This window comes from Streptomyces sp. NPDC047453 (genome assembly GCF_040643155.1).
In the GTDB taxonomy this organism is placed as follows: Bacteria; Actinomycetota; Actinomycetes; order Streptomycetales; family Streptomycetaceae; genus Streptomyces.
Window position 1 is genome coordinate 1 of record NZ_JBEYTS010000073.1, and the last position, 7,177, is coordinate 7,177.

The 7,177-nt window shown below is 71.3% G+C and carries 6 protein-coding genes, 1 pseudogene and 1 riboswitch; of the genes and pseudogenes, 5 read left to right on the plus strand and 2 right to left on the minus strand.

The features are described 5' to 3' along the window. Nucleotides 1-309: 309 nt before the first annotated feature. Nucleotides 310-795, minus strand: coding sequence for a transglycosylase SLT domain-containing protein (locus ABZ818_RS35355; RefSeq protein WP_361424068.1), 486 nt, complete (start codon nucleotides 793-795; stop codon nucleotides 310-312). Between the two features lie 5 nt (nucleotides 796-800). Further along, a riboswitch (cyclic di-AMP (ydaO/yuaA leader) is annotated at nucleotides 801-987 on the minus strand. Between the two features lie 484 nt (nucleotides 988-1,471). On the opposite strand from ABZ818_RS35355, the gene ABZ818_RS35360 reads away from it, so the two are divergent. The 4 genes from ABZ818_RS35360 to ABZ818_RS35375 all read left to right on the plus strand — a co-directional run bounded on the left by ABZ818_RS35360 (nucleotide 1,472) and on the right by ABZ818_RS35375 (nucleotide 5,856). Then, nucleotides 1,472-2,482 (plus strand): polyprenyl synthetase family protein, encoded by a 1,011-nt coding sequence (locus ABZ818_RS35360; protein WP_361424071.1) that lies wholly within the window; start codon nucleotides 1,472-1,474, stop codon nucleotides 2,480-2,482. A gap of 286 nt (nucleotides 2,483-2,768) precedes the next feature. Then, the gene (locus ABZ818_RS35365; RefSeq protein ID WP_361424074.1) at nucleotides 2,769-3,995 is read left to right on the plus strand and encodes a DUF2092 domain-containing protein; all 1,227 of its coding nucleotides are present in this window, start codon (nucleotides 2,769-2,771) and stop codon (nucleotides 3,993-3,995) included. Between the two features lie 33 nt (nucleotides 3,996-4,028). Next, nucleotides 4,029-4,973: an ABC transporter ATP-binding protein gene (locus tag ABZ818_RS35370; RefSeq protein ID WP_361424077.1), complete on the plus strand. Its 945-nt coding sequence runs from the start codon at nucleotides 4,029-4,031 to the stop codon at nucleotides 4,971-4,973. Next, on the plus strand, nucleotides 4,960-5,856 hold the full coding sequence (locus tag ABZ818_RS35375) for an ABC transporter permease (RefSeq protein WP_361424080.1): 897 nt from the start codon (nucleotides 4,960-4,962) through the stop codon (nucleotides 5,854-5,856). The genes ABZ818_RS35370 and ABZ818_RS35375 overlap by 14 nt, the downstream gene beginning before the upstream one ends. Here the strand turns inward: ABZ818_RS35375 and ABZ818_RS35380 are convergent. Continuing rightward, a complete protein-coding gene (locus ABZ818_RS35380) occupies nucleotides 5,846-6,394 on the minus strand; it encodes a hypothetical protein (protein WP_361424083.1) in 549 nt (182 codons plus the stop codon). The two genes, ABZ818_RS35375 and ABZ818_RS35380, sit on opposite strands and share 11 nt — an antisense overlap. 177 nt (nucleotides 6,395-6,571) lie before the next feature. Between ABZ818_RS35380 and ABZ818_RS35385 the strand changes: the two are divergent. Further along, nucleotides 6,572-7,177 (plus strand): annotated as a pseudogene (locus ABZ818_RS35385) (tetratricopeptide repeat protein); the annotation flags it as partial.

Sequence of the window (7,177 nt, forward strand, 5' to 3'; positions counted from 1 at the left end):
GCCAACTTCGCCCGAGCACGGTTCACTTCATGTAAGTCCACAACGTCCAACATGCCCCAAACAGGGCCGAGAAGACCTAACGGAGCCCTACTAGTGCTGTGGCCGGAAAGGTTTGCCGGAAAGCTCGCGGCGTCCGGTGCGGTGCGTCGCAAGGCGGAGTATCGCCCGCGTACTGGATGTACTCGGGTGATGCGACTACGCGGCGTGGGGGTACCCCCGGCCGAAGGCCGGGGGAGTGCCGTGCCGGGCGTCGCGAGCCGGTGAACCTTTCCGGTCGCAGCACTAGCCGGTGGTCCGGCTACGGTCCGGTCAGTACGCGCCGAAGACGTTGTCGATGGAGCCGTACCGCTTGGCCGCGTAGTTGCAGGCGGCCGTGATGTTGGCGATCGGGTCGTAGATGTCCCAGGACGTGCCGTTCACGTGGTAGGCCCGGAAGGTCGGGTCGATGACCTGGAGCAGACCCTTGGACGGGATGCCCTTCCTGGCGTTGGAGTCCCAGAGGTTGATGGCACGCGGGTTGCCGGAGGACTCGCGGATGATGTTGCGGTGGATCCCGTTGTAGGAGCCCGGGATGCCCTTCTGTGCCATGACCGCCAGGGAGGCCCGGATCCAGCCGTCGAGGTTGTTCGAGTAACCGAAGCTCGCGGCCGTCCGGACGGTGGCCGGGGTCGCCGCGGACGCGGTCGTGGCGCCGAGCAGCGGCACGGCGAGGACGGCTGCGCCCGTGCCGGTGACGGCGAGGGTGCGGATGAGGCGGGCGGTGCGGGTAGAGCGGCGCTGACCGTTTGCAGGCATGGGGGAATTCCTCTCCGTCGCCTGCGAGGTGAGCTGTCGGGTTCGGGCTGGGAGGTGCCCGGCCGCGCCCTGAAGGGCACGGCTTCACCCCAAGCCGTTCCGGTGCGGCGTACGCGGTGCGTACGACACCCGGCCCGGCGAACTTACCTGGGTCCCCCGCTCCTGCCGTGGGTCATTCGGTCGTTGGGATTACGGGCGGCGGCAGGATTCGGCGTCCGCCCGTCGGTGCCGGGAACGTATGCGAGAGCACATGTCCCGAACAAGTGCCGGAATCACACTCGTCCTGTTTGACCTTGGTCTGGGGTGTATGTGGTGCTTGATCCTTTGCACCTGCCAAGGCTCAACTCGGCTGTCTGTAAAGGGAATGTGAAGGAGTGCGAGAGATGGTGCGGACGGAGGGAGGTGTGTTCCAAGTCACGGCTCGGGCGACCGAAGGGCAATTACCACTAAAGAGAATTGAAACCCTAATAGGGGTGAATCGGACTCCATGCGTGAGGGTGCGTGGGCCGTGTGACTGACACGTGACGGTGGTCACGTCGGGTGAAGTGGCCTGGCCCGTATAGGTGGGCGATATCGGTGATCGAAACGTGACCGGATACGCTGACTTGAGTGAGGGCAGCGACCTATCGACAAACCGTGTAATCCCCAGCAGACACCAGCAGACAGGAGACCCCTCGTGACCGTCGTCGGGCCATTCGGGCTGACCGTGCGGGACCAGGCTCTCGAAGCCGATGTCCAGGCCGGATTGGCGGCTGTCGAGGAAGGGCTGCTCGAAGCCACCAAGAGCGAGGTCCCGTTCATCACGGGCGCCGCCCAGCATCTCGTCAGGGCGGGCGGGAAGCGGTTCCGGCCACTGCTCGTGATGCTCGCGTCCCAGTTCGGGGATCCGTACGCGCCGGGGATCGTGCCCTCGGCCGTGGTGGTGGAGCTGACCCATCTGGCGACGCTGTACCACGACGACGTGATGGACGAGGCCGCCGTGCGCCGCGGGGTGGCCAGCGCCAACACCCGCTGGGGCAACTCGGTCGCGGTCCTGACCGGCGACTTCCTCTTCGCCCGCGCCTCGCAGATCCTCGCCGACCTCGGCCCGGAGGCCGTGCGCGTGCAGGCCGTGGCGTTCGAGCGGCTGGTCACCGGGCAGATCCTGGAGACGGCGGGTCCGCAGGACGGCCGGGACCCGGTCGACCACTACCTGGACGTGCTGGGCGGCAAGACCGGTTCGCTGGTGGCGGTGTCGTGCCGGTTCGGCGCGATGATGTCCGGCGCCGACGAGACGGTCGTGGACGTGCTGACGCAGTACGGCGAGCGCCTGGGCGTCGCCTTCCAGCTGGCGGACGACGTCCTGGACATCGCCTCCGACTCGCACGAGTCGGGCAAGACGCCCGGCACCGATCTGCGCGAGGGCATCGCCACACTGCCGGTGCTGCGGCTGCGCGAGCGCGCGGCCCGGCTGGGGCTGGCCGAGGACATCGCCCTGTGCGAGCTGCTGGACTCCGACCTGAGCGACGACGCGCGGCACGCGGAGGCGCTGGCGGCGCTGCGGGCGCACCCGGCGCTGGAACAGGCCCGCCGGGACACCGTGCGCTACGCCGAGGAGGCGCGTGCCGCGCTGGCGCCGCTGCGGGAGTGCGAGGCGAAGGCCGCACTGCTTCAGCTGTGCGACGCGGTGGTGCACCGGGCCGGCTGATGCCCGTCCGGTCCCGCGACCTCGCCGGACGCCCCCGCCGGGCGGCCCCTTCGAGCGGCGCTCTCCACCCCTACCCCTACGGGATGGGGGAGGCGCCGCCCTTGGTGTGTCATACCGCAGGCGTACACGGAGTTGGCTCCGGGGTCTGACGCTTCCGCCCCGCCGATTTGGTCAGATGGAAACAACGGACCACACCACTCCTCACCGATCTGGGTGAGAATGGCGGCTGAGGGTGACATCCCAGTGCAGAAGGACAGCCGCCGCCGATGACGGAGGTAGGGCACACATGGCACCGAACGAATCCGAAGCCGACGACCTGCGCACGGGGCGCCGCAAGGCCGCGCGCTACGTCGTCCCGGTCACGGTGGTGGGGGTGGCGGCGGCGACCATCGGGCTCGTCCCCGCGCTCGCCGCGTCCGGCGACCCCAACCTGCCGAAGATCACCGCACAGCAACTCATCGAGAAAATCGCCAAGTCGGACGTCCAGCAGCTGTCCGGCACGGTCAAGGTCAGCACCGACCTGGGTCTGCCGAACCTCGGCGGCCTGGAGAGCGGCCTGGCCTCCGGCGCAGCCAGGGGTGGTGACGGTTCGTCGGCCGACCCGACGTCAAAGCTGCCCGAGCTGGCTTCCGGAACGCACACCCTGCGCGTCGCCGCCGACGGCGAGGACCGGCAGAAGGTCTCGCTGATCGAGAGCGCCGCCGAGTACAGCCTCATCCACAACGGCAAGGACGTCTGGGGCTACGACAGCAAGTCGAACGAGGTCTTCCACGGCACCGCGGCCGACGGCGGCAAGAAGCACCGGGACGAGGTCCCCGCCACGCCCAAGGACTTCGCCGACGAGGCCCTGAAGTCGGTCGACGACACCACCTCGGTGAAGGTCGACGGCACCGCGCAGGTCGCCGGCCGTGACGCCTACAAGCTGGTCATCGAGCCGAAGCACGCCTCCGGCACCACGGTCGGTGCGATCAGCATCGCGGTGGACGCCAAGACCGGGCTGCCGCTGAAGTTCACGCTCACCCCGGCGAGCGGCGGCGCCGCCGTGGTGGACGCGGGCTTCACCCAGGTCAGCTTCGCCAGGCCGGCCGCCGCGACCTTCGACTTCACCCCGCCCAAGGGCGCGAAGGTCACCGAGGAGAAGGACGCCGCGAAGGAGGCCGGGCAGGACGCCGGGCGGGGCGCCGAGCGGAAGGCCGGCCCGGGCCGGCAGTTCCACGAGCCCGGCGCGTCGCACAAGGACCTGGCCGAGAACGGCCCGAAGGTCCTCGGCAAGGGCTGGAACTCCATCGCCGTGTTCGACACCGGCAACAAGGGCGGCATCCCGTCGTCCTCCGGCAAGGGCGACCTGAGCGGGTTCCTCGGCTCGCTCGGCGACCAGGTCAGCGGGAAGTTCGGCAAGGGCACGGTCTTCTCCACCCGCCTGGTCAACGCGCTGATCACGGACAACGGCAAGGTGTACGTCGGCGCCGTCACCAAGGACACGCTGGTGAAGGCTGCGAACACCGGGCAGTAAGGACGCGACGGGCACGAGGAATCGAGGGAGCCGATGGACGGAGGGGATGACAGCGTCATCCACACGCGCGGGCTCACCAAGCGCTACCGCGGCGGACAGCTCGCCGTCGACGGTCTCGACCTGACCGTCCCGGCGGGCAGCGTCTTCGGCTTCCTCGGCCCGAACGGCTCGGGCAAGACCACCACCATCCGCATGCTGATGGGGCTCATCGAGCCCACCTCCGGCACGGCGCGGGTGCTGGGGCGCCCCATGCCCCGGTCCTCGCGCACCGTGCTCCCGCAGGTCGGCGCGCTCATCGAGGGCCCGGCCCTGTACGGCTTCCTGTCCGGCCGGGACAACCTGCTGCGCTACGACGCCGCCGACCCGACCGCCGACCCCCGCACCCGGCGTGCCCGGGTCGCCGCCGCCCTGGACCGGGTGGGCCTGACGGCAGCGGCGGGCAAGAAGGCCAAGGCCTACTCCCTGGGCATGAAACAGCGCCTGGGGCTGGCCGCCGCGCTGCTCCAGCCGCGACGACTGCTCGTCCTGGACGAGCCGACCAACGGTCTCGACCCGCAGGGCATGCGCGAGATCCGCTCCCTGGTCCGGGAGTTGGCCTCCGACGGTACGACCGTCTTCCTCTCCTCCCATCTGCTGGACGAGATCGAGCAGGTGTGCACTCACGCGGCGGTCATGGCGCAGGGGCGGCTGATCACCCAGGGTGCTGTGGCGGAGCTGGCCGCCGGAGCGCGCGGCCGGCTGGTGGTGACCACGCCCGACACGGGGGAGGCGGCCCGGGTGCTGAAGGAACAGGGCGTCGGCGACGTCGTCGTGGGCGAGGACCGGGTGACCGGCGACCCACCGGAGCGCGACCTCGCAGACGTGAACGCCGCGCTGGTGACGGCGGGCGTCCGCGTACGCGGCTTCGGGGTCGAACGGGCCTCGCTGGAGGACGCGTTCGTGGCACTCACGGGGGAGGGCTTCGATGTCGCGGGCTGAGGTGTCGCCGGGGCAGGCCGCGGACGCGGCCGTGCGCGCCCCGCGCCCGCTGTGGACCTTCGGGCTGCTGCGCAGCGAGCTGGTGACCACCTTCCGGCGCTGGCGCACCCTCGCGCTGCTGGGCGTGCTGGCCGCTGTGCCAGTCCTGGTCGGGCTGGCCGTCAGGATCGAGACGAGGGACGGCTCGTCCGCCGGCGGCGGGGGCGGCGAGGGGCCGGCGTTCATCGCACAGGTCACCAACAACGGGCTGTTCCTGGTCTTCACCGCGCTGGCCGCCACCCTGCCGTTCTTCCTGCCGATGGCCGTGGGCGTGATCGCCGGCGACGCCGTCGCCGGGGAGGCGAACGCGGGCACCCTGCGCTATCTGCTGGTCGCCCCCGCCGGCCGCACCCGCCTGCTGCTCGCCAAGTACGCCACGGCGATGGCCTTCTGCCTGGTCGCCACCCTCGTGGTCGCCGTCTCGGCGCTCGTCGTGGGCGCCCTGCTGTTCCCGCTCGGCGATCTGACGACCATCTCGGGCACGCGGATCAGCTTCGCCGATGGACTGGGCCGGGCGCTGCTGATCGCCCTTGTCGTCGCCGCGTCCCTGATCGGGCTCGCCGCCCTCGGCCTGTTCGTCTCGACGCTGACCAACAGCGGGATCGCCGCGATGGCCACGACCGTGGGCCTGCTGATCACCGTTCAGATCCTCGACCAGATCCCCCAACTGCACGCGATCCAGCCGTACCTCTTCCCCCACTACTGGCTGTCCTTCGCCGACCTCATGCGCGAGCCGGTCTACTGGGACGGCCTGGTGAAGAACCTGGAGCTGCAGGCCCTGTACGCGGCCGTGTTCGGCTCGGCGGCCTGGGCACGGTTCACGGCGAAGGACATCACGGCCTAGAGGCCGCCCGCGCGGTCCCTGCCCCCGTGAGACGGGCCAGCGGTTCGCTCTCCCGCGGCGGCGCTCCGCTCAGGTCGCCCAGCCGCCAGGCCTCCACCCACGGGACGCGGTAGACGTCGATCACGGACTCGATCGGCTTCACCCGCTGGGCGAGCCGCCGCGGCAGCCGGCCCGGCGCGTCCGCGACGAGCACCACGGCGTCCAGGTCGAGTCCGGCGGGCGCCTCGCCCCCGCGGAACACGTCGAGGGCCCGGGTGACGGCGTCCAGGCCGGCCGAGTGGGTCCTGGCGACCAGCAGCACCGACTCCGGAGCGCCGGGCCCCGGCCAGGCGCGTCCGCAGTCGTGACCGCCGTAGACGGCCGCGAGCGTGGTCGTGCCCGCGCCGCCGTGGGTGGCCAGCCAGGAGAACCGGCGGGGCATGACGGGCCGGCCTGCGGGCCGTCCGGGCCTGTCCTCCCACCCGTCGGCCTCGGCACGGGCGTCGGTCACCGGCCCGCGGATCCAGATCTCCGGTCCCTGTCGTACGCCTGTCCGCATGGCCGTCCCCCTCCCGTGTCAGCCCGACGATCCTCGCCCCGAAACGTTACCCGCGTCACAGGAGTGCGGTTCCTGGTGCGAGTCTGTGACGTCGTGGTGACGTGGGGAGGGCAGGCGGGCGGAGAGACTCGAATGTACGCGAACGACCGGATGGCACTCATCCGAGTGAGGGAGCCGATGTCTCGACTGAGCCGCGGGAAGAAGCGGGAACACGAGCGCGCCGCGCGGCCGGCGGCACCCGTGGCGACGCCGGTCGCCGTCCATGTCCCGGCGGACGGCTCCGGGGCCTCGGTCGGCGGCGTACCGGTCCACCCGGCTCCCGGCGAGGAGATCCAGCAGGCCGTCCTGAGCCACCTCCACCGCATCGCCCTCGCCTCAGGCCACCCCGTCCTCGCCACGGTCACCGACGAGCGCATCGGCTACGTCGTCCCCCTCCAGGTCCACACCGACGGCTCCAGTACGTTCGCGGCGGAGCCCCTGCGCACGGCACCGCCGGACCCGCCGGCCGACGTGTCCCGGCCGGGCCCGGCCCCGCGACCGGAGGACGACAGGGTGACGCACGTACTGAGGCAGACCCCGGAACCGGCCCGCGAGCCCGACACGGAGCCGCCCTCCCCGAAGCCCGCCCCCTTCCCCCCGCCCGCGCCCCCCGAGCCGCACAGCGAGCCCCTGGCCGGCGGCAGTACACCGCGCAGCGAGAGCGCGCCCACCTTCCCGTTGCGGGCGGTTTCCGAGTCGCAGGCGCCGACCGCCGAAGGGGCGCCTGTGTTCCCGGTGCGGGAG

Excerpts from the sequence above, each read along its gene's own strand:
- ABZ818_RS35355 (WP_361424068.1), bottom strand. The coding sequence starts at position 795 with ATGCCTGCAAACGGTCAGCGCCGCTCTACCCGCACCGCCCGCCTCATC.
- ABZ818_RS35365 (WP_361424074.1), top strand. The coding sequence starts at position 2,769 with ATGGCACCGAACGAATCCGAAGCCGACGACCTGCGCACGGGGCGCCGC.
- ABZ818_RS35370 (WP_361424077.1), top strand. The coding sequence starts at position 4,029 with ATGGACGGAGGGGATGACAGCGTCATCCACACGCGCGGGCTCACCAAG.
- ABZ818_RS35375 (WP_361424080.1), top strand. The coding sequence starts at position 4,960 with ATGTCGCGGGCTGAGGTGTCGCCGGGGCAGGCCGCGGACGCGGCCGTG.
- ABZ818_RS35380 (WP_361424083.1), bottom strand. The coding sequence starts at position 6,394 with ATGCGGACAGGCGTACGACAGGGACCGGAGATCTGGATCCGCGGGCCG.